General features: G+C 41.7%; 19 protein-coding genes, 1 tRNA gene and 1 pseudogene. 19 read left to right on the top strand and 2 right to left on the bottom strand.

Going from position 1 to position 21138, the window contains the following annotated elements:
• The 11 genes and pseudogenes from Q0688_RS02370 to Q0688_RS02320 all read left to right on the top strand — a co-directional run.
• Positions 1-673: pseudogene (locus tag Q0688_RS02370) on the top strand (GTPase); the annotation flags it as partial.
• Complete coding sequence (locus Q0688_RS02365) at positions 670-1536, top strand: MinD/ParA family protein (RefSeq protein WP_299072687.1); 867 nt, start codon at positions 670-672, stop codon at positions 1534-1536. The pseudogene Q0688_RS02370 and the gene Q0688_RS02365, both read left to right, overlap by 4 nt.
• The gene (locus Q0688_RS02360) at positions 1533-2264 is read left to right on the top strand and encodes an RNA polymerase sigma factor FliA (RefSeq protein WP_299072685.1); all 732 of its coding nucleotides are present in this window, start codon (positions 1533-1535) and stop codon (positions 2262-2264) included. The genes Q0688_RS02365 and Q0688_RS02360 overlap by 4 nt, the downstream gene beginning before the upstream one ends.
• Before the next feature lie 57 nt (positions 2265-2321).
• Entirely contained in the window at positions 2322-2705 is a 384-nt protein-coding gene (gene cheY, locus Q0688_RS02355; RefSeq protein WP_299072683.1) for a chemotaxis response regulator CheY, read from the top strand.
• A 33-nt stretch (positions 2706-2738) separates the two neighbouring features.
• Entirely contained in the window at positions 2739-3503 is a 765-nt protein-coding gene (locus tag Q0688_RS02350) for a protein phosphatase CheZ (RefSeq protein WP_299072680.1), read from the top strand.
• A gap of 12 nt (positions 3504-3515) precedes the next feature.
• Entirely contained in the window at positions 3516-5624 is a 2109-nt protein-coding gene (locus Q0688_RS02345; protein WP_299072677.1) for a chemotaxis protein CheA, read from the top strand.
• A gap of 66 nt (positions 5625-5690) precedes the next feature.
• Positions 5691-6800, top strand: a complete 1110-nt coding sequence (locus Q0688_RS02340; RefSeq protein WP_299072674.1) for a chemotaxis response regulator protein-glutamate methylesterase — start codon at positions 5691-5693, stop codon at positions 6798-6800.
• A gap of 99 nt (positions 6801-6899) precedes the next feature.
• Positions 6900-7679, top strand: coding sequence for a ParA family protein (locus Q0688_RS02335; RefSeq protein ID WP_299072670.1), 780 nt, complete (start codon positions 6900-6902; stop codon positions 7677-7679).
• Positions 7676-8398, top strand: coding sequence for a chemotaxis protein CheW (locus Q0688_RS02330; RefSeq protein ID WP_299072667.1), 723 nt, complete (start codon positions 7676-7678; stop codon positions 8396-8398). The genes Q0688_RS02335 and Q0688_RS02330 overlap by 4 nt, the downstream gene beginning before the upstream one ends.
• Before the next feature lie 25 nt (positions 8399-8423).
• Positions 8424-8918 (top strand): chemotaxis protein CheW, encoded by a 495-nt coding sequence (locus tag Q0688_RS02325; protein WP_299072664.1) that lies wholly within the window; start codon positions 8424-8426, stop codon positions 8916-8918.
• A 91-nt stretch (positions 8919-9009) separates the two neighbouring features.
• Positions 9010-9420, top strand: coding sequence for a DUF2802 domain-containing protein (locus Q0688_RS02320; protein ID WP_299072661.1), 411 nt, complete (start codon positions 9010-9012; stop codon positions 9418-9420).
• A gap of 252 nt (positions 9421-9672) precedes the next feature.
• Here Q0688_RS02320 and Q0688_RS02315 read toward each other — a convergent pair whose 3' ends face one another.
• The gene (locus Q0688_RS02315) at positions 9673-10311 is read right to left on the bottom strand and encodes a hypothetical protein (protein WP_299072658.1); all 639 of its coding nucleotides are present in this window, start codon (positions 10309-10311) and stop codon (positions 9673-9675) included.
• 407 nt (positions 10312-10718) lie between these two features.
• On the opposite strand from Q0688_RS02315, the gene metA reads away from it, so the two are divergent.
• From metA to Q0688_RS02295, 4 genes are read left to right on the top strand one after another with little or no spacing between them, the layout of a single operon-like run.
• Complete coding sequence (gene metA / locus Q0688_RS02310; protein ID WP_299072656.1) at positions 10719-11639, top strand: homoserine O-succinyltransferase; 921 nt, start codon at positions 10719-10721, stop codon at positions 11637-11639.
• A 27-nt stretch (positions 11640-11666) separates the two neighbouring features.
• A complete protein-coding gene (locus tag Q0688_RS02305; RefSeq protein WP_299072653.1) occupies positions 11667-12734 on the top strand; it encodes a homocysteine S-methyltransferase family protein in 1068 nt (355 codons plus the stop codon).
• A 9-nt stretch (positions 12735-12743) separates the two neighbouring features.
• A complete protein-coding gene (gene metH / locus Q0688_RS02300) occupies positions 12744-15395 on the top strand; it encodes a methionine synthase (RefSeq protein ID WP_299072650.1) in 2652 nt (883 codons plus the stop codon).
• Positions 15396-15407: 12 nt separating this feature from the next.
• Positions 15408-16001 (top strand): DUF938 domain-containing protein, encoded by a 594-nt coding sequence (locus tag Q0688_RS02295; protein ID WP_299072647.1) that lies wholly within the window; start codon positions 15408-15410, stop codon positions 15999-16001.
• Between the two features lie 23 nt (positions 16002-16024).
• Here the strand turns inward: Q0688_RS02295 and Q0688_RS02290 are convergent, their stop codons facing one another.
• Entirely contained in the window at positions 16025-17188 is a 1164-nt protein-coding gene (locus Q0688_RS02290) for a GNAT family N-acetyltransferase (protein WP_299072645.1), read from the bottom strand.
• A gap of 38 nt (positions 17189-17226) precedes the next feature.
• Here Q0688_RS02290 and Q0688_RS02285 point away from each other — a divergent pair, with 38 nt between their 5' ends.
• The 4 genes from Q0688_RS02285 (at position 17227) to Q0688_RS02270 (ending at position 21137) form a co-directional block, all read left to right on the top strand.
• Positions 17227-17682, top strand: a complete 456-nt coding sequence (locus Q0688_RS02285; protein ID WP_299072642.1) for a regulatory protein RecX — start codon at positions 17227-17229, stop codon at positions 17680-17682.
• Between the two features lie 112 nt (positions 17683-17794).
• Positions 17795-20392: an alanine--tRNA ligase gene (gene alaS, locus Q0688_RS02280; protein WP_299072639.1), complete on the top strand. Its 2598-nt coding sequence runs from the start codon at positions 17795-17797 to the stop codon at positions 20390-20392.
• A 152-nt stretch (positions 20393-20544) separates the two neighbouring features.
• Positions 20545-20760 (top strand): carbon storage regulator CsrA, encoded by a 216-nt coding sequence (gene csrA / locus Q0688_RS02275; protein WP_299072636.1) that lies wholly within the window; start codon positions 20545-20547, stop codon positions 20758-20760.
• A 287-nt stretch (positions 20761-21047) separates the two neighbouring features.
• Positions 21048-21137: transfer RNA gene (locus Q0688_RS02270), tRNA-Ser, on the top strand.
• Position 21138: the final 1 nt, after the last annotated feature.

The following is a 21138-nucleotide window of genomic DNA, read 5'->3' as shown; positions in this document are numbered from 1 at the left end:
AGATGACGATATTTTGTCGCAACCAGGAGTAGTGGCATTGATGGGGCCAACAGGCACAGGTAAAACCACCACCATTGCTAAGCTTGCTGCTCAAGCTGCGCAAAAGTATGGTGTTGATCAAGTGGCTATTATTACCTTGGATAACTATCGAATTGGTGCATTTGAACAAATCGCCACCTACGGAAAAATTATAGGTTGCAGTGTTAAACAAGCCAAAGATTCAAGTGAACTTTCAGATTTACTTTTTCAATTTAGAAATAAACGTTTAGTATTGGTAGATACAGCAGGATTTAGTCAAAAAGATGCAAGACTAATCAAACAGTTAGATACGATGAAGCAGAACACTTGTGCTAATATTAGGCATTATTTAGTGATGCAAGCTAATTGTCAGTATCGAGTTATGCAGCAAACGGTTAATGAGTATCGACAGGTTTCTCTACAAGGGTGTATATTGACTAAATTAGATGAGTGTTACAGCTTAGGAGAGATAATCAGCGTGGCAATTGAAAACAAATTACAAATTTGTTATTTGGCCGACGGTCAGCGTGTACCCGAGGATTTGCAACCCGCAAGCACAAAATTTTTAATTACCAGTGCTGCGAAGCTTTATAAAAAATTCGGTTTAATTCATACTAGCGCCAATAATGTTAATAACGCAGCAGTGGCAGTATGATTGAGGACCAAGCGAGTAGCTTAAGAAGAATGAATCAATCTAAGTTAATTAAAGTAATAGCCGTGACTGGTGGAAAAGGGGGAGTTGGGAAAACTAATATTACCCTCAACACAGCCATTTCATTAGCACAACAAGGCAAAAGAGTTATGGTGTTGGATGCCGATTTAGGTTTAGCCAACGTAGATGTACTTTTAGGCCTAAGGGTAGAAAAAAATCTATCTCATGTGTTGTCGGGCGAATGCACCTTAGATGAAGTGTTAGTAGAAGGGCCATACGGCATTAAAATTGCGCCAGCCACCTCTGGTAGCCAATCCATGACCGAGCTGACAACCACCGAACATGCCGGTCTTATTCGCGCTTTCAGTGAATTACAATCTCAAATTGATGTGCTAATCGTTGATACAGCGGCCGGTATCTCAGATATGGTGTTGAGTTTTTCCAAGGCATCTCAAGATATTATGATGGTGGTCTGTGACGAACCCACCTCCCTTACTGACGCTTATGCGTTGATAAAAATTCTCAATAAAGAGCATGGCGTTTTTCGATTCAAAATTGTTGCCAATATGGTTCGCAGTATGCGTGAAGGCAACGAATTGTTTACAAAATTGACTAAAGTCACCAATAGATTTTTGGATGTGGCTTTGGAGCTGGTTGCTGTGGTGCCATTTGATGAAAACGTTCGAAAATCAGTGAGGAAACAAAAAGCCATAGTAGAAGCATTTCCAACCTCACCTGCAGCGTTAGCGATTAGGAAGCTAGCACAAAAAGCAGTAGAGTGGCCGATTCCGAATCAACCAGGTGGTCATCTTGAGTTTTTTCTTGAGCAATTGGTGGCTAAAGAGGCAGCAGGAGAAACTCGGTGAATAATAAAGCGGCCGCATACCAACAACTTGACGACAAGAATGACTTAGTCGAAAGACACGCATCTTTGGTTAAACGCATCGCTCATCATTTGATTGCGCGTTTACCTGCGAGTGTCTTGGTCGATGATTTAATTCAAGCAGGTATGATAGGGTTGCTAGAAGCGTCTCGAAATTTCGATGGCTCTAAAGGTGCTAGTTTCGAGACCTTTGCGGGCATCCGTATTCGTGGTTCAATGTTAGATGAAATTCGAAAAGGTGATTGGACGCCTCGTTCAGTTCACAAAAATGGTCGCGCCATCACAGAGGCCATTAATCAAGTTGAACGAGAAACAGGGCGTGATGCCCGTGATATAGACGTTGCTGAAAAACTGCAAGTTAGTATTGAAAGTTATCACCAAATGTTAAATGAGGTGAATGCTGGAAAAATCATTGGCATGGAAGATTTAGGTGTCACTGAAGATGTTATCAGTAATGAACAAACTAAAGGTTCAGACACCCCTTTTGAAGATTTTCTTCAAGGCTCTTTCCAGAAAGCCTTAGCCCATGCAATTACGACTTTGCCAGAGCGTGAAGCAATTGTGTTGTCTCTGTATTATGATGAAGAACTGAATTTACGAGAAATTGGTGAAGTACTGGATGTGAGTGAATCCAGAGTGAGTCAAATACATAGCCAAGCTATGCTGAAACTTAAGTCTCGCATGCAGAATTGGCGTTCAAACGAAAAATAACAAAACTAATAAAGTTGGGTTTTAACTTTCAAGTTGAAATTCTCACCGGAGGTGATTTTGGATAAGAATATGAAGATACTCGTTGTTGATGACTTTTCAACGATGCGTAGAATTATTAAGAACTTACTTAAAGATCTAGGCTTTGCAAATATACAAGAAGCAGATGATGGTAGTACTGCACTTCCCATGTTACAGCAAGGGGATTTTGATTTTGTGGTTACGGATTGGAATATGCCTGGTATGCAAGGTATAGATTTACTTAGAGCGATAAGGGCAGATGCGAGCTTAAAGCACATTCCAGTTTTAATGGTAACAGCGGAAGCCAAGAAAGAACAAATTGTTGCCGCTGCCCAGGCTGGGGTAAACGGTTATGTTATTAAGCCTTTCACCGCAGCAACATTAAAAGAAAAGTTAGCAAAAATATTTGAAAGACTTGGTTAAATTCAGGCTAACCTGATTGTGAGGAAAGACTGTATGAAGACCACGGACATTGCGCCAATATCTCTTGAAGATGCAAAAAAATTAGTGACCTTAATCGAAAGTGGTAATAATCAAGGCGCTCATGAGTTACTTGAATCATCTACCACCCACAGTTCGGTTGAGTTATTCGCTGAAGTAGGGAAATTGACACGCCAGCTTCATGATTCATTGAATAATTTTCAACTTGAACCGCGTATTGCAAATATGGCGACTGAGGAAATTCCAGACGCTCGTACAAGACTAGCCTATGTAATCGAAGCAACAGAAGAAGCAGCTAATAAGACCATGGATTTGGTGGACTCTTGTATGCCAATCGCTGAAAAGTTGCACGATGGGATAGCCAAAGTGTTACCTGAATGGAATAAATTGATTGCTAGAGAATTACAGTTGGGCGAATTCAATCAACTAGTGTCAGAAATGGATAGTTTTCTAAAAAATGGCAGTGAAGATTCCGCACAATTAACAGGATTGTTGACTGAAGTGCTTATGGCGCAAGGTTATCAAGATTTAACTGGTCAAGTGATTAGACGAGTTATTGAATTGGTCAAAGAAGTTGAAGACAACTTAGTGTACATGCTCACTATGTTTGGCAGTGTTGAACCTAAAGGTGAAGCAGGGGCCATTGACAAGCCTAAGCAAGTCGAGAAGGAAGTTGATGTAATAAAAGCTGAAGGTCCAATATTGAATGCCGACAGTAGAGAAGATGTGGCGTCGGATCAGGATGACGTTGATGATTTGCTTTCGAGTCTAGGATTTTAGGGGGGCGATAATATGGCTTTTGATGTTGATGAGGAAATACTAGCAGACTTTTTGGTTGAAGCTGGCGAGATCCTAGAACTGCTACAAGAACAGTTAGTCGAACTAGAAAATAACCCTGAAGATGCGAATCTTCTCAATGCAATTTTTAGGGGCTATCACACCGTTAAAGGCGGGGCTGGGTTTTTATCATTAACCGAATTAGTCGATATTTGCCACGGTGCAGAAAATGTATTTGATGTGATGCGCAATGGTAAACGCTCACTTACTCCAGAACTCATGGATGTCATATTACAAGCTACTGATGAAGTAGTAGAAATGTTCGACAACGTCAAAGCAGGTGAACCACTCGTTGCAGCTGAGCAGAGCCTTATTGATACCCTCACCCGACTTAGTCAACCAGAGTCTGCCGATGAGGCAGAGCCTATTCAAGTCGCCACACCAGAGCCGGAGATTGAGAACAATCAGGCTGCGGATGAGACAACAACGGCCGCGGATTCCGCTGATTTTAGTGAAGATGAATTTGAGGCTTTGTTAGATGAATTGCATGGCAGTAATGCACCTGCAGCCGTCGAAGAGTCCTCTACAGATGGCGATGATATTAGCGATGATGAATTTGAAGCCCTACTTGATCAGTTACATGGCAAAGGCCAATTTAAGGCAGAAGAGAGCACTGCTGCTGATGCTGCAAAAGCAGAGCCGGATGCCTCAAGTTCAAACAATTCAAATGACGATATAACAGATGACGAATTCGAAGCGCTGCTCGACCAATTACACGGTAAAGGCAAAGGGCCTGCAGAAGCTGAGCCTGTAAAACCCGCGTCTATTGGTGAGTCTAAACCGGTAAAAGCAAAACCACCAGAATCCCAAAAGTCAGTATCGGTCCCTAAAAAAGCGGACGTAACTAAACCAGCTGCTAAAAAGGAAGAAAAGAAAGCTACTCCTCCACCCCAGGCAGAAACAACGGTTAGGGTTGATACCAAGCGTCTTGATCAGATTATGAATATGGTGGGAGAACTGGTTTTAGTTAGAAACCGTCTGTTAAGTTTAAGTTCAAACGTAAACGATGAAAGTATGGGCAAGGCCATAGCCAATTTGGATGTGGTAACTGGCGATTTACAAGGTGCGGTTATGAAAACCCGTATGCAGCCCATTAAAAAAGTTTTTGGGCGCTTCCCGCGTGTTGTACGCGATTTAGCGCGCACTTTGAAAAAGGAAATTACCCTTGAGCTTGAAGGTGAAGAAACAGATTTAGATAAAAATTTAGTCGAAGCGTTAGCCGATCCACTGGTGCATTTAGTTAGAAATTCAGTTGACCACGGTATTGAAATGCCTGAAGAAAGGAAAGCTGCTGGCAAACCCACTATGGGAACAGTTAAATTGTCTGCTTCCCAAGAAGGTGATCATATACTACTAAGCATTATCGACGACGGTAAAGGAATGGACCCAAATAAACTCAAGGAAATTGCGATTTCTCGCGGGGTTTTGGACTCAGATGCTGCCGCAAGAATGACGGATGTAGAAGCCTTTAGTTTGATTTTTGCCCCAGGTTTTTCTACCAAAACTGAAATATCAGAAGTGTCGGGCCGCGGTGTGGGAATGGATGTGGTTAAAACTAAAATTAACCAGTTAAATGGCACCGTAAATATTGACTCAAAAATGGGCGTCGGCACCACACTTGAGATAAAAGTGCCTTTAACCTTGGCCATTTTACCTACCTTGATGATAGTTATTGGGGCCCAAACCTTTGCTTTGCCTTTAGGCTCTGTGAATGAAATCATTAATCTTGATATTAAAAAAACCAATACGGTTGACGGTCAATTAACCATGATTGTTCGCTCGAAAGCGATCCCACTGTTTTACTTAGGGGAGTGGTTAGCTAGGGGGCATGTTGAATTTGATAAAACCAAAGGGCATGTTGTTGTTGTTCAAATAGGTACGCAACAACTTGGATTTGTGGTTGATGCTTTGATTGGCCAAGAAGAGGTAGTTATTAAACCTTTAGATGAGTTACTTCAAGGAACACCAGGCATGGCAGGTGCCACCATCACCAGTGATGGTGGCATTGCCTTGATACTGGATGTTCCCAGTTTATTGAAGAGATATGCGGCCAAAAAAGCGTAGATATTTATGTTTTTGAAACGCTTAGTATGAAATTAGAAGTTATAGAAACAGGTAAGATAGGCGAAGATGGCGCATAGGATTTTAATAGTTGATGACTCAAGTTTTTTTCGTCGCAGAGTTAAAAAAATACTCGAAGAAGATAGCCAGTTAGTAGTGGTAGGCGAAGCGATAAATGGCCAAGAGGCGGTGGAACTGGTGGCTTCTTTGAAACCCGATGTGGTCACAATGGATATCGAAATGCCTGTTATGGATGGGATCACAGCTGTCAAAAAAATTGTGGCGAGCCATCCTGTCCCTATTATTATGTTCTCGTCTTTAACTCACGAGGGCGCGCAAGCAACCCTAGATGCTTTAGACGCGGGGGCATTAGATTTTCTACCTAAGAAATTTGAAGATATTGCGCTAAACCGTAAAGAAGCCATTTCATTGCTACAAAATCGGGTTAAAGCGCTAAGTGGTAGAAGAGTCGCAACTGGCAGTTCATCATCCACGACACGACCTACAGCTCTTGGTTCTACCTCAACTGCACGTAGCAGTGAAAGAACGGCCAGCTCAGTTGCGTCAAGGGCAACAACCAGTGGCTCTTCTAGTTCAAGGGATTACGCGTGTTTGGCAATAGGTACTTCAACCGGAGGACCTGTTGCGCTACAAAAGATATTAGTTGAGCTACCGAGTAACTTTCCTGTTCCTGTGGTGATGGTGCAGCATATGCCTGGAACCTTTACACAAGCTTTTGCACAACGTTTAAATGGTTTATGTAATATAAGAGTGAAAGAAGCAAGCAATGGCGAATTAATAACTCCAGGTGTGTGTTACCTCGCACCAGGGGGCAAACAAATGACCATTGAAGGCCGAATGGGCAGTGCAAAAATTAGAGTCTCCGAGCCTGAACAATTCCCGGCGGCTGCCTATAAACCAAGTGTTGATGTAACCTTTGATTCCGTTGCGAAAGTATACTCTGGTAAAGTGCTGGGAGTGATACTTACAGGAATGGGCGCCGATGGCCGTGAAGGGTGTAAAACGTTAAAAGCTAAAGGTGCTAAGATATGGGCGCAAGATGAAAAGAGCTGTGTGGTTTATGGTATGCCTCAAGCTGTTACAGTCGCAAATATATCTGAAGAAAATTACGATATTGCTCATATGGCGCAGCATATAAAAAGCGAAATAATTAACTAAGGTCAAAGGAGCACTTCAGGTGTTTTTCCACAACGAGAATATTGGCCGTCGCGTCATTTACATGCCTTTGATATATAGTCATAGCCAGTGGCCTTTGAAGTGGTAGTTTGGACTGTTGCTAATCATAAAGGTGGTGTAGGTAAAACCACAACAACAGTTACCCTTGGTGGATTGCTTGCCCAAAGCGGCCGTAAGGTTATTTTAGTAGATACCGACCCTCAGGCCTCGTTAAGTTACTATTTTGGTGTTGATTCGGAAGAATTATCTAGTAGCTTGTTCAACGTGTTTATGGCTGGAAAATCAGTTACTAAAGATGATGTCCTTAATTGTCTATGTCCAACTAAATTAGATTCGTTGTTTATTTTACCCGCTACCATGGCTTTAGCGACACTGGATCGAAAATTAGGTACGCAAAGTGGTATGGGGTTAATTTTACGTCAAGCTTTGGATCTTATTAGCGATGAATTTGACTACGCTATTATTGATTGTCCACCTGTTTTAGGAGTATTGATGATAAATGCACTCGCAGCATGCAATAGAGTTGTTATCCCAGTTCAAACAGAGTTTTTGGCACTTAAAGGCTTAGATAGAATGATGCATTCTATGGAGATCATGCAAAAATCTTTAGCAAAAACCTTTGCGTATACCATAGTGCCAACTATGTACGATAAACGCGTCAACGCAGCAACGTCAGCATATAGCACCTTAAGGCGCACCTATAAAGACAGTGTTTGGGTTGGATTGATCCCTGTGGATACGAGGTTTCGGGATGCCAGTCAGGCACAAAGTCCTCCTTCTATGTATTGCCCTAAATCCCGTGGGGTTTTTGCTTATGCTAAATTATTAAGTCATTTATTAAAGTTGGAACAAGCAACATGAGCGGTAATCCTTTCGCCAATGAAGATGTGATGGAAGATTACATGTCGGCTTTGCTAATTGATGAGCCAGTAGTCGAGGATCTAGCGCGGCATTCAGTTCAGCAGTTGTTAAAAACCGCCCCTCTCAGCAAACCGCCTAGAACCGAACCTATTGTTGAAGCAATTGCTACTCCCGAAGATACAGTAGCAATAGACTCTAAAGTTTTGGATACTGGAGTCGACAAAAAGCAAGTCAGTGAGCAAGGTTCCAGCAATGTAATTAAACCTATTATTCCCAAAGAGGAGTTTCAGGTGTTACTGTTTGAAGTGGCGGGTATGACACTTGCGGTTCCCTTAACAGAATTAGGTGGTATACATAAGATTGAGAGTATCAATCCGTTGTTTGGTAAACCTGCCTGGTTTAAAGGTGTTTTACTGCATCGTGACGAAAAGTATAATGTGGTCGATACAGCAAAATGGGTGATGCCAGAAAAATCAGCTGACAAGCTGGCTGGTTCCACCGAATATCAATACCTTATAGTGTTGGAAGAAAGTGGCTGGGGATTAGGTTGTGAAAACTTGATTGCTACCGAAACTGTGTTACCAGATGACGTTAAATGGCGAGATGTAGAAGTGGGTCGCTCTTGGTTGTCTGGCATGGTTAAAAAGAAAATGTGTGCCTTGATGAATGTTCAGCAGTTGATTAATATGCTAAATCAAGGTTTAAGCAGTAACGATTAGCCTATGTTAGGGCCGGAGCGATGGAATGAGTGACGATAGAAATTCAAATAATACTGTAGATGCAAATGGCGACGAAGTCTTACAGTGGGTAACCTATAAATTAGGTGAAGAGACATACGGTATTAATGTGATGCAAGTACAAGAGGTCTTGCGGCATACTGAAATTGCGCCCGTACCTGGTGCGCCAGACTATGTTCTAGGGATTATTAATTTGAGAGGGAATGTTGTTACCGTCATAGATACCCGTTCTCGATTTGGTTTACCTCCTACAGACATTTCAGACAACACTCGGATTGTTATCATTGAGTCTGATGAGCAAGTAGTAGGGATCCTTGTCGACAGTGTAGCCGAAGTGGTATATCTGCGTTCGTCTGAGATAGATAGCGCACCTAATGTAGGCACCGAAGAAAGCGCTAAGTTTATTCAAGGTGTTAGTAATAGAGATGGACAGTTACTCATTCTTGTGGATTTGAATAAATTACTTAATGATGAAGAGTGGACTGAAATTACTAATATCTAAGTACATATAGCAGCCTGAATACGTTATTTATATAAGTACTGTGTGGCTTTGCCTGAATACAACGTGCCTTGAGTTTATTTGAGAGATAATTATGAGTTTTCCATTATTAATAAGCTTAATCGCACTGATTGTCTCTTTTTGTAGTATTGCTATGGCTGCGTTGCTTTTTAAACGTTTTAATAATCAATTGGACACCAATAAGTCTCAAGATAAATCCCTATCAGAACTCATGAAAGCTAACAGTAGCCTGAGCGAAGAACTCCATGAAATTCGCAGTGGTAACTATGGTGTGAGTCGCCGAGTTAAAGCTTTAATCGAGCAAGTTGAAAGCTTACAAACAGCTCAACAAAATTTAGTTGAACAAGATCCTCAAAGCCGATTTTACAGCAAAGGCGCTAAACTCATTAGCCAAGGCGCAAGTCTTGAGGAGGTTATGCGTGAATGTGATATGCCAGCTGCAGAGGCTGAGCTGCTGTTTAATCTTCATAATAATCAACGTTAATACCAATCTTCTGGTGAATCTAATCGGGAATGAGGAACACTTAAATTGAAGGCCGTTTAGTGCCAATTGCAAACATTAAATTTAAGTACAAAAAGGACTAAAATCGGCCTAAAGAGGCGATCAATTAGTCGGACTTGTTTTAGATCCTCAGCTATCTGTCTGCCACAGTTACCCTCCACCAGCCTAGCTAATGTGGAACAGATGGCTGTGGAGGAAACCGCGGGGTGTTATTAGTTCTAAAGGCGTGATGTTTTACAATTTAAATTTTCTTGAAATAACAATCCCTAATACTCCAAGTCCCAGCAAAACAACAACTGAAGGAGCAGCAACACTGATTGGCTCACCAATCTGAATAGAGATAAATTCGCCAGTTTGAGCATCAGTGATAGTATAATCACCCACAGTTAAGCCTATGCTAGCGAAACTAGCAGCGGCGATCCAAGATACATCGGGTGTCCATAATCCGTTTATTAGATCCTCTTGTGCAAGTCCGATCCCCGGAGTTCGTATACCGCCTGTCTCTAAATAGTATGTTGCAAATTGAGTCGTCCCAGAAGAAACCCAAGGAATAGATGGAAAAAGTAAAGTGAACATATCACCAATCCATGGGCTTAAGTCTGTACCTGCACTAAACCCAAAGGCTAGATCAAGGCTCCCCATAGTAGTGTCACCCATGATATCGGATTCTGGAGCGTTGTTAGTTTCAGTACCAATACCACCCCAACTTGCAGAAGTTTGACTGATTAAGCTAGTTGTATCGAGCACACCTGACGACTGCATAATTACATTTCCTCCTGATTCAGTAAAAGAGAAAACAATGCCTGCAACAGCATTAAAAGAAACAGCAGAAAGTAAGCAAGTTGAAACCATTAATTTTGAGAAAAACTTCATAATTTGAGTCCTTTAATTGACAAGTTTTTATATCGAGTTAACGACATTTGTGGTCAGGCATAAGTCATGCATTAATAGTACCGTTATCTAGGTTATTGTTTCTTATGAGTATTAAAATATTGAGATTCGTGATATGTAAAAATAATTGACACTATTTTGGAAAACAATATCTTAGGCTTAATGCGCTTCAATAAGAGAAAGCTGTCATCTAAATTTAGCTTGCAATTTAGCTCAAACATACAATGAGAGGATAATTTTAGGCATAGATGAGAATAGGTTCACCAATACATTAAGACCAATTTTCACCACTGTATAACTTTTCGTTTAGACGTCTAGACGTAAAGATGTTGACTTTTGCATGATATTACGCGAAATTCTTATACACCACTTTCTGCTAAAGAGCCGTTATGCCAATTCGAATACCTAGCAATTTACCTGCTCAAAATGTGCTTAACAAAGAAAATATTTTTGTAATGGACAGTCAGCGGGCAGCCACTCAAGACATAAGGCCTATGGAAGTGGGTATCTTAAATTTAATGCCCAATAAAATGGAAACCGAAGAGCAATTTTTACGCTTACTCTCCAATACACCGTTGCAAATTAATATTGACTTAATTCGTATCGATAACCAAGCGCCCAAAAATACGCCTGCAGCGCATATGGATAATTTCTATCTGGCTTTTGATGATGTGGCCAGTAAAAAATATGATGGACTGATAGTTACTGGAGCACCTTTGGCGCATCTGGCTTATCAGGATGTTAAATACTGGGATAAAATGACAGTGATTATGGATTGGGCTCGTCGTCATGTGCAATCCACATTGTTTTCTTGTTGGGCAGCTCATGGGGCTATTTATCATTTCTTTGGAAAAAATAGGGCGCTAAGAGAGCGCAAGTTAAGCGGTGTTTACCAACATAAGGTCCAAAATGAACACGACGAATTATTACGTGGATTTGACCCTGTGTTTAACGCCCCTCATTCGCGATATGGTGAAATATCCTTAGCAGATTACGGCTCAATACCAGAGCTAAATATCTTGGCTAAGTCAGAAGAAGGGGGGGCTTATATAATTGCCTCTGAAGATAAGCGTTTAGTGTTTGTTACTGGGCACCCAGAATACGATCCCGAAAGCTTAAAGCAAGAATATCAACGAGATTTATTGAATAATGGTAATCCGCATATTCCTGTTAACTACTTTGTTGATGACGATCCATCTAAAGAGCCCATTGCCAGTTGGCGAGCTCATGGCAGCTTATTGTTTACTAACTGGTTGAACTATTATGTGTATCAAAATACACCTTATGATCTAGCTAAGTTAACAGATTAGCTTCGGGAAAATGTAATCAAGATTAAAATGGTAGATGAAACATTGAGCCAACAACATAAAAGTTTATTTGCGGCAACACAGCAACGCATTTTGTTACTCGACGGTGCTATGGGCACCATGATCCAACAGCATAAGTTACAAGAAGCCGATTACCGTGGGCAGCGCTTTGTCGATTGGCAAAGTGATGTTAAAGGCAATAATGATTTATTGGTGTTAACTCAACCAAAAATCATCTACGACATACATTGTGCCTACCTAGAAGCCGGGGCCGATATTATCGAGTCCAATACCTTTAACGCTACGACTATTTCAATGGCCGATTACAACATGCAGGCTTTGGCAAAAGAAATAAATATCGAAGCCACCAAATTAGCTAAAAAAGCTGCAGACAAATACACTCAGCAAACACCCAACAAACCAAGGTTTGTGGCTGGAGTGTTAGGGCCAACCAGTCGCACTGCGTCTATTTCGCCTGATGTCAACGATCCGGCCAAACGTAATGTGACTTTTGATGAGTTAGTCAACGCTTATGTCGAAGCCACCCATGGATTGATCGAAGGTGGTGCCGATTTAATTATGGTTGAGACCATTTTCGATACCCTAAATGCTAAAGCGGCGGTTTTTGCTATTCAAACTGTTTTTGATGAGCTAGGCATAAGCTTACCTGTCATGATTTCGGGTACTATTACCGATGCATCAGGACGCACCTTGTCAGGGCAAACGGCAGAAGCTTTTTATTATTCGATGAATCATGTAGCGCCGTTTTCCTTTGGACTAAATTGTGCCTTGGGGCCAGACTTGTTGCGGCAATATGTGGAAGAGATTTCTCAGGTGGCAGAATGCTTGGTAACAGCCCATCCAAATGCTGGCTTACCGAATGAATTTGGTGAATACGACATGGAGGCCGAAGAGATGGCGGCGCATATAAAAGAATGGGCTGAGTCAGGCTTATTGAATATTGTGGGGGGATGCTGCGGCAGTACGCCCGCGCACATTACTGCCATAAGCGAAGCAGTAAAGGATTGTGCGCCGAGAAAAATAATTAAACGAGAGGTGAAGATGCGCCTGTCTGGTTTAGAACCTTTTGTACATTAGGCGATAGAAATGGGTGAAAATACGACTGATGCCGAGGTTTCTTCTTTAGCCTCTGCCAACTTTATTAATGTAGGTGAACGTACCAACGTCACAGGATCGGCGATTTTTAAGCGCTTGATTTTAAACGACGAATACGAAAAAGCCTTAGATGTGGCTCGTCAGCAAGTCGAAAATGGCGCGCAGATAATTGATATCAATATGGACGAGGCCATGCTTGATTCAGAAGCTGCCATGACGCGCTTCTTAAACCTAATTGCCTCTGAACCCGATATTTCCCGAGTACCCATTATGATTGATTCATCAAAATGGTCGGTCATCGAGGCGGGATTAAAATGTGTGCAAGGCAAGGCCATAGTTAATTCTATTAGCTTGAAAGAAGGCGAAGACAACTTTTTATATCAAGCCAAACTATTAAAACGATATGGCGCCGCAACAGTCGTGATGGCCTTTGATGAAACTGGTCAAGCCGATACCGAACAGCGCAAATTCGAGATTTGCCAACGAAGCTATCAACTGCTTACCGAGAAAATTGGCTTTCCACCTCAAGATATTATTTTCGATCCAAACATTTTTGCCGTGGCTACAGGTATTGAAGAGCATAACAATTACGCGGTTGATTTTATTAACGCCACAAGGCGTATTCGCCAGCATTTACCCCATGCTCATGTGTCTGGGGGCTTGTCGAATGTATCATTTTCTTTTAGAGGTAATAATCCGGTTCGCGAAGCGATGCATTCGGTGTTTTTGTATCATGCCATAAAAGCGGGCATGGATATGGGCATAGTGAACGCTGGGCAGCTGGAAGTCTACGACCAAATACCTAGCGAGTTAAAAGATGCGGTAGAAGATGTGATCCTCAACCGTCATCCCCAAGCAACAGACAATCTTTTAGAATTGGCTCCTAAGTTTCAAGGCGATGGTAAATCTGTAGTAAAAGAAAGCCTTGAATGGCGGGAATTACCAGTTAACAAACGTTTAGAGCACGCATTGGTCCGCGGTATTATGGACTTTATTGAACAAGACACAGAAGCCGCTCGCCTCGAAGCCGAACGCCCTTTACATGTGATTGAAGGGCCATTAATGGATGGTATGAATGTAGTGGGGGACTTGTTTGGTGAAGGAAAAATGTTTCTTCCTCAAGTCGTTAAGTCGGCGCGAGTAATGAAAAAAGCAGTGTCTTATCTAAACCCTTACATTGAGCTAGAAAAAGACCAAGGCAGCAGCAACGGTAAAATACTATTAGCCACAGTAAAGGGCGACGTGCACGATATTGGCAAAAACATTGTGGGCGTAGTGCTGCAATGTAATAACTTTGAAATTATCGACCTTGGTGTAATGGTGCCTTGTGCCAAGTTGTTACAAGTGGCCAAAGATGAAAATGTCGATATGATTGGGTTATCGGGCTTGATCACGCCATCACTAGATGAAATGGTGCATGTTGCCAAAGAAATGCAGCGTTTAGAATTTGATTTGCCCTTGTTAATTGGAGGGGCGACAACGTCAAAAGCCCATACCGCGGTTAAAATTGAACACAATTATCAACATCCTGTGGTATATGTGCCCAACGCCAGTCGAGCGGTGGGGGTGTGCCAAAAATTAATTACCGCTGAAAATCGCCAAGTGTATGCCAACGAATTGACCCTTGAATACCAAAAAGTTCGTGAGCAGCATGCCAAGAAAAAACCACGCACTAAACCCATTACTTTATCCCAAGCGCGCAATAACGGATTTAAGTTCGATTGGGATAGTTACCAACCTCCAGCGCCTAAACAGCTTGGCATAACGGCCATAGAACTGGGCCTTAGTGAGTTAGTCGATTATATTGATTGGACACCATTTTTCTTAACTTGGTCTTTAGCCGGTAAGTACCCGCGTATTTTAGAAGATGAAGTGGTTGGCAAGGAAGCACAAAATCTATTTGCCGATGCCCAAGCTATGCTAAAAATGCTTTGTAATAATTCTAAGTTAAAAGCCAGTGGTGTGATGGGAGTTTTTCCTGCCAATCGCGTACAAGACGATATTGAAATCTATACCGACGAAAGCCGTAATAAAGTTGATCACGTAGCCCATCATTTACGTCAGCAAACCGAAAAACCAAAAGGCGCAAATAATTGTTTAAGTGATTTTGTGGCTCCTAAGTCTTCAGGTAAAGCTGACTATCTTGGCGCATTTGCAGTAACAGCTGGCACATGGGAAGACGACTTGGCCAAAGCATACGAAGATGATGGCGATGATTATAATTCTATTATGATTAAAGCCCTAGCCGATAGATTTGCCGAAGCTTTTGCTGAATTCCTACACGAAAAAGTACGTAAAGACATTTGGGGCTATGCAGCAAACGAAAACCTATCGAACGAAGAGTTAATTCGTGAAAAATATCAAGGTATACGCCCCGCACCCGGTTACGCAGCATGTCCAGAACACACCGAAAAACAATTAATTTGGGATTTGTTAGACGCCGAGCAAAATACCGGTATGAAACTTACCGAAAGTTACGCCATGTGGCCAGGGGCAGCCGTGTCGGGGTTTTATTTCTCTCATCCTGAATGCCGCTATTTTGCTGTGGCGCAAATACAAGAAGATCAATTGCTTGACTACGCTTCCCGCAAAAATTGGGATAGACTAGAAGCCGAAAAATGGCTTGGACCTAACCTGCAATAAAGATGGATAACTATGTTTGATAAACCTTTTAGTCAGGCCTGTGAAAATAATAAGCAACCAATATTTGAAGTATTAACAAGAGTGCTAACCAATAGCCAACGCTTGTTAGAGATTGGCTCTGGCACAGGTCAACATGCAGCATTTTTCGCTCCCCAGTTACCGTACTTGCAGTGGCACACCAGTGATATGCCAGACAAACATCTTGGTATAAAAGCCTGGCTTAAAGGCGTTAGGGCCGATAATCTACATCAACCTTTGTCGTTAACTATTGATGCCAAACATAGTCATTCCTTACCCTTAGCAAATTTTGATGCCGTGTATAGCGCCAATACCACGCACATTATGCAACCAGCAGAAGCTCAGCGCATGATGCAACTCGTGGCAGAGTCTTTACCAACTGGCGGCGTATTTTGCCAATATGGTCCATTTAATATTGATGGACAGTACACCAGCGCTTCAAATAAAGCCTTTGACCAACATCTGAAAGCTCAAAACTGCGGCGGTATTCGGGATATTGAAGAATTAGTCCAATGGGCATCACCTTTGACTCTTATTGAAAAAATCGTAATGCCAGCTAATAATTTTTTATTGGTGTGGAAAAAGTAATCACTATTTAAGTGAGATTCACTTTATTGAGATAGTTGTTTAAAGGGTAACAGTGTAGATGCCTGTTGTTTATATTTTGCAAGTTGAACAGCCTCCTCTTCGACGAACCTTTCTACCGCTTGGTGAAAAGCGGGCTCAAGCAATGCATGATTCGAATAACAAAAGATAGGTTCGAAGCCTCGTAATATTTTGTGCTCACCTTGGGTGCCGGGGTTAAACTGGGCAATATTTTGTTCAATGCAAAACTCTATTCCTTGGTAGTAACAACATTCAAAATGTAAACTTGGTACATCTTGTAACGCCCCCCAATAACGGCCACATAATTGCTTTTGATCAAATACGAATAGGGCGCTGGCTATGGGTTGTTCATTTTTTAGCGCCACGACTAACATTAAATTGTCTGGCATAGTGGTGAATAATTGCTGAAAAAACGCTTGGGTTAAATACCCTTGGTGGCCACTGCGCTTTAAGTAAGTTTGTTTGTAGCAATGATAAAAAAACTGCATGTTTTCTGCCGTTAGTTTGTCGCCATGTAAACGCAACACAGCAACACCCTGACTGGCTACTTTCTGGCGTTCTTTTTTTACGCTTTTTCTTTTTCGAGAATTAAAGTGACTTAGGTAATCTTCAAAAGACGTGTATTGACGATTAAACCATTGAAATTGCACACAATGACGTTGCAGTTGTCCTGATAAACTTAATAAATGGCTGATATCTGGTTCAACGAATAGCCAATGCATCGAAGATAGATCGAGCAGGTTTAACTGCTGAGAAATTTCGTGGCACAATATGGGCAATAACTCGGCGTAATCAACTTTTTTGTCAAGCATCAACCTAACCCCAGTTACAGGCGTAAAAGGAATGGCTGCGACTAATTTGGGATAATAGTCTAGGCCATGTTGTTGATAAGCGTTGGCCCAAGCGAAATCAAAGACATATTCTCCGTAACTATGGGTTTTCTTATATAGGGGTAACACGCCTACTGCTTCTGAATTATCATAAATGACCAAATGAAAAGGTTGCCAACCAGAATCACCTGCTACCGAGCCAGAAGACTCTAAGGCATGTAAAAAGGTATATTGGCAGAATGGATTAGTATTTTTTGATAATTGGTCCCATGTAGTGTTGCCGATTTGTGCAATAGAAGTGTTAAATTTAAAGGTGTATTTTGAAATTAGTGAAGACAATAGTGAGACTAACCTTGTGCTGAGTATACGTTGCTAATATGGCAGAGAATGATAGCAAAATCATCAAATATACGCTCACTCGGTTGCTTGCGGGGCGAGAGCATAGTGAACATGAACTTTTAAAAAAGCTGATGCAACGCGACTTTGAGCGCAGTTTATGCATTGAATGGATTGAGAAATACAAGCAACATAAGCTGCAAAGTAATGAGAGGTTTGCCGAGTCATTAATAAGGGGCCGTGCCAATAAAGGCATAGGTGAATTAAGAATTCGTCAAGAATTAAAAGAGCATCAAATTACCGCAGAAATCGTGGCCCAAGCGATGGACGAACTAAGTGTTGATTGGTTTGAACTGGTGCTAAAAGTCTATGAAAAAAAGTACAAAGGCGAAGCGCCTAAAGACTACAAAGAGCAGCAGAAACAACAAAGGTTTTTGTATTCTCGAGGATTTACCCCTGAACAAATTCGTTATGCAATTGAAACATCTAAAGAATAACGCGTTAGGGGCAATGCTGGCCTTAACAAAACTACGCTAAACTGCTATCTTTGTGCGCCGCCGCTTTAGGCGAATTTAAATTTCATTAATTATTAATATTTCAGGATTGTAAATGAGTAAAACAACAGCCGAACTCAGGAGTGCATTTTTAGATTTTTTTGCCGCTAGAGGGCATCAAAAAGTATCCAGTTCGTCACTCGTGCCAGCAAATGATCCAACGCTGTTATTTACTAATGCTGGAATGAATCAGTTTAAAGATGTGTTTTTAGGCAGCGAATCGCGTAGCTACTCTACAGCCACATCGTCACAACGCTGTGTACGCGCAGGCGGAAAACACAACGATCTTGAAAATGTAGGCTATACCGCAAGGCATCATACGTTTTTTGAGATGTTAGGAAATTTTAGTTTTGGTGATTATTTCAAAACCGATGCGATCCAATATGCATGGGACTTTTTGACCAAAGAGCTTAGTCTTCCTGAAGAGAAGTTAGTGGTAACGGTTTACCATGAGGACGACGAGGCTTTTGAAATCTGGAAAAATCAGATTGGTCTTTCTGAAGACAAAATCATACGTATTAGTACCTCGGATAACTTTTGGTCTATGGGTGATACCGGTCCTTGTGGTCCTTGTTCAGAAATATTTTATGATCACGGTGAGCATATTTGGGGTGGCCGTCCAGGTACGCCTGAAGAAGATGGCGACAGATTTATCGAAATCTGGAACCTTGTCTTTATGCAATTCAACCGTCAAAGCGATGGCAGCATGCAGCCTTTACCAAAGCCTTCAATTGATACCGGTATGGGACTAGAGCGAATATCGGCTATTTTGCAAAATGTACATAGCAATTATGAAATCGATATTTTTCAGAGCCTAATTGAGGCAACTGCCAAGATTGTTGGCGCAACAGATAAACAAAATAAATCTCTGCGAGTAATTGCCGATCACATTCGTTCATGTAGCTTTTTAATCAGTGATGGAGTGTTACCTTCAAATGAAGGTCGCGGTTATGTATTAAGACGTATTATTCGCCGAGCGGTAAGGCATGGTAATAAACTTGGTGCTACAGAGGTGTTTTTCTATAAATTGGTTGCAGCTTTGGGATCTCAAATGGGTGATGCATACCCTGAACTCATTGCTAATCAAGAGTTAATAGAAAGAGTCTTAAAAACAGAGGAAGAGCAGTTTTCTCGTACTCTAGAGCGTGGTATGAACATTCTTAATGAAGCTCTCAACCAGCTAAGTGGAGATGTGGTACCAGGGGAATTGGTTTTTAAACTTTATGATACCTATGGTTTTCCGGCCGATTTAACCGCTGATGTTGCCCGTGAGAAAGAACTAACTATAGATGAGCCAGGGTTTCAGGCGGCTATGGCAGCGCAGCGCAAGCGGGCGCAACAAGCGAGTCAATTTGATACGGACTACAATGAGCAACTTCAGTCTAGCAGTCGTTCTGAATTTACTGGTTATGAGCAGCAAAGCTCGCAAGCTAAAGTTGTCGAGTTATTTTTAAAAGGGCAAGCTGTTGAACAGTTGCGAGCCGGTGATGAAGGCGTGGTGGTGCTTAATCAAACGCCATTTTATGCGGAGTCAGGCGGGCAGGCAGGTGATACCGGCACATTAACTTTAGAAAAAGGCACATTTACCGTAACAGACACCTTTAAGTTGGGAAATGCCATTGCCCACCAGGGTATAGCTAATGTTGATTGCAAATTAGGTGATACCCTTGATGCCGAATTTGATGTTGAGCGCAGAGCGGCCATCAAGCTAAATCATAGTGCCACCCATCTTATGCATGCTGCGTTAAAACAAGAGTTGGGAGAACAGGTTAATCAGAAAGGCTCTTTGGTTACCGATGAGCGATTGCGATTTGACTTTTCTCACTTTGAAGCCGTTAGCAGTGCTCAGTTACAAAGTATTGAAAAGTTAGTGAACCAGCAAATCCGTGCCAATCATGACTTAGATACCCAATTAATGAATTTGGACCAAGCCAAAGCGGCAGGGGCTATGGCATTATTTGGTGAAAAGTATTCCGAAGACGTACGAGTTGTCTCTATGGGTGATTTTTCAATGGAACTGTGCGGCGGCACTCATGTAAATCGCACCGGAGATATTGGTTTCTTTAAGATTGTCTCAGAAGGCGGTATCGCATCTGGTGTTAGAAGAATAGAAGCAGTCACGGGTGAGAAGGCCCTTGATTTAGTGCAAAGCCAAGGGCATCAAATGAGCCAAATGGCGAATTTGTTAAAAACCGATCCGCAAGGTTTATCGGCTCGTATACAGCAAGTGGTAGAGCAAAGTAAACGAGTAGAGAAAGAATTAGAAAAGCTCAAACAACAGTTAGCCAGCAATGCTACTTCGGATGTGTTGTCTGAAGTTCGTGAAATAAAAGGTGTGAAAGTGCTGTCTACCATACTTAAAGGTGTTGAAAGTAAGGCCTTGAGAACTATGGTTGATGACTTTAAAAACCAATTAGATAGTGCCATTATCGTTTTAGGCATGGCTGAAGAGAATAAAGTCAGCATGATAGTGGGTGTAACCAAGGATCTCACCTCAAAGGTTAGAGCCGGTGACTTGGTTAATTTTGTTGCTCAACAGGTAGGGGGCAAAGGTGGTGGTCGTCCAGATATGGCTCAAGCCGGAGGTTCGCAACCACAACATCTAGAGTCTGCCATTGCTTCAGTGCAAGCATGGATAGAACAGAAGTTGTGAACCTTTAATATGAAATGAATTTTTCGGTTGTTTTTTGTAGTGACAACAAAAATAGGGAAAAACCGATAGGGTAAATTTTCTGGCTATGCTGGTAATTTACACTAACTTTAACGAAGGAATCGTGTTTTTTAACGGAAATAAGGAGCAATAGAGTGCTAATTTTAACTCGTCGTGTTGGAGAAACCCTAATGGTTGGTGACGATGTCACCGTAACTGTATTAGGTGTAAAAGGTAATCAGGTAAGAATTGGTGTGAATGCGCCTAAGGAAATATCTGTGCACCGTGAAGAAATATATATGCGTATCCAAGCTGAAAAAAACGTTCAACTTGCCGCCCAAGATCAGGCTGCAGGCTCAGACGAAGACTAATAGCAATTGGATTTAAAAAAAGCTGGGACACCAGCTTTTTTTATGCCTGAGGTTTATGTAAATTAGACAAATTTTAAGCACTTAGCGCTTAATCGTTTAAAATGCCAGCAAGCCTTCATTAACTTCATAAAAAGTGTTTGACTTACTCATGTGGATAGGTAAAATCCTGCTCCTCATTTAGGAGAGGTTAACCCTAAGCCAAAGGCCTTACAGTTAGCGGTTTAGAAAGATAACCAGGATTAGTCGAATAGACCAACTTCCGAAGATGTGTAGTAAGATCTAGTTCCGGAGAGGTGGGTGAGTGGCTGAAACCAGTTCCCTGCTAAGGAACCGTACGTTTATTCGTACCGAGGGTTCGAATCCCTCCCTCTCCGCCAT

Origin of the sequence: uncultured Paraglaciecola sp. (assembly GCF_937123705.1) — a bacterium.
Classification (GTDB): Bacteria; Pseudomonadota; Gammaproteobacteria; order Enterobacterales; family Alteromonadaceae; genus Paraglaciecola.
The sequence above is the reverse complement of the archived record's forward strand: the minus strand, read 5'-3'. Positions and strand labels throughout refer to the sequence as shown.

What these genes read in the sequence shown, in the direction of transcription:
- Q0688_RS02365 (WP_299072687.1), top strand. Translation starts at nt 670, where the DNA reads ATGATTGAGGACCAAGCGAGTAGCTTAAGAAGAATGAATCAATCTAAG.
- Q0688_RS02350 (WP_299072680.1), top strand. Translation starts at nt 2,739, where the DNA reads ATGAAGACCACGGACATTGCGCCAATATCTCTTGAAGATGCAAAAAAA.
- Q0688_RS02345 (WP_299072677.1), top strand. Translation starts at nt 3,516, where the DNA reads ATGGCTTTTGATGTTGATGAGGAAATACTAGCAGACTTTTTGGTTGAA.
- Q0688_RS02340 (WP_299072674.1), top strand. Translation starts at nt 5,691, where the DNA reads ATGGCGCATAGGATTTTAATAGTTGATGACTCAAGTTTTTTTCGTCGC.
- Q0688_RS02330 (WP_299072667.1), top strand. Translation starts at nt 7,676, where the DNA reads ATGAGCGGTAATCCTTTCGCCAATGAAGATGTGATGGAAGATTACATG.
- Q0688_RS02325 (WP_299072664.1), top strand. Translation starts at nt 8,424, where the DNA reads ATGAGTGACGATAGAAATTCAAATAATACTGTAGATGCAAATGGCGAC.
- Q0688_RS02320 (WP_299072661.1), top strand. Translation starts at nt 9,010, where the DNA reads ATGAGTTTTCCATTATTAATAAGCTTAATCGCACTGATTGTCTCTTTT.
- Q0688_RS02315 (WP_299072658.1), bottom strand. Translation starts at nt 10,311, where the DNA reads ATGAAGTTTTTCTCAAAATTAATGGTTTCAACTTGCTTACTTTCTGCT.
- metA (WP_299072656.1), top strand. Translation starts at nt 10,719, where the DNA reads ATGCCAATTCGAATACCTAGCAATTTACCTGCTCAAAATGTGCTTAAC.
- Q0688_RS02305 (WP_299072653.1), top strand. Translation starts at nt 11,667, where the DNA reads ATGGTAGATGAAACATTGAGCCAACAACATAAAAGTTTATTTGCGGCA.
- metH (WP_299072650.1), top strand. Translation starts at nt 12,744, where the DNA reads ATGGGTGAAAATACGACTGATGCCGAGGTTTCTTCTTTAGCCTCTGCC.
- Q0688_RS02295 (WP_299072647.1), top strand. Translation starts at nt 15,408, where the DNA reads ATGTTTGATAAACCTTTTAGTCAGGCCTGTGAAAATAATAAGCAACCA.
- Q0688_RS02285 (WP_299072642.1), top strand. Translation starts at nt 17,227, where the DNA reads ATGGCAGAGAATGATAGCAAAATCATCAAATATACGCTCACTCGGTTG.
- alaS (WP_299072639.1), top strand. Translation starts at nt 17,795, where the DNA reads ATGAGTAAAACAACAGCCGAACTCAGGAGTGCATTTTTAGATTTTTTT.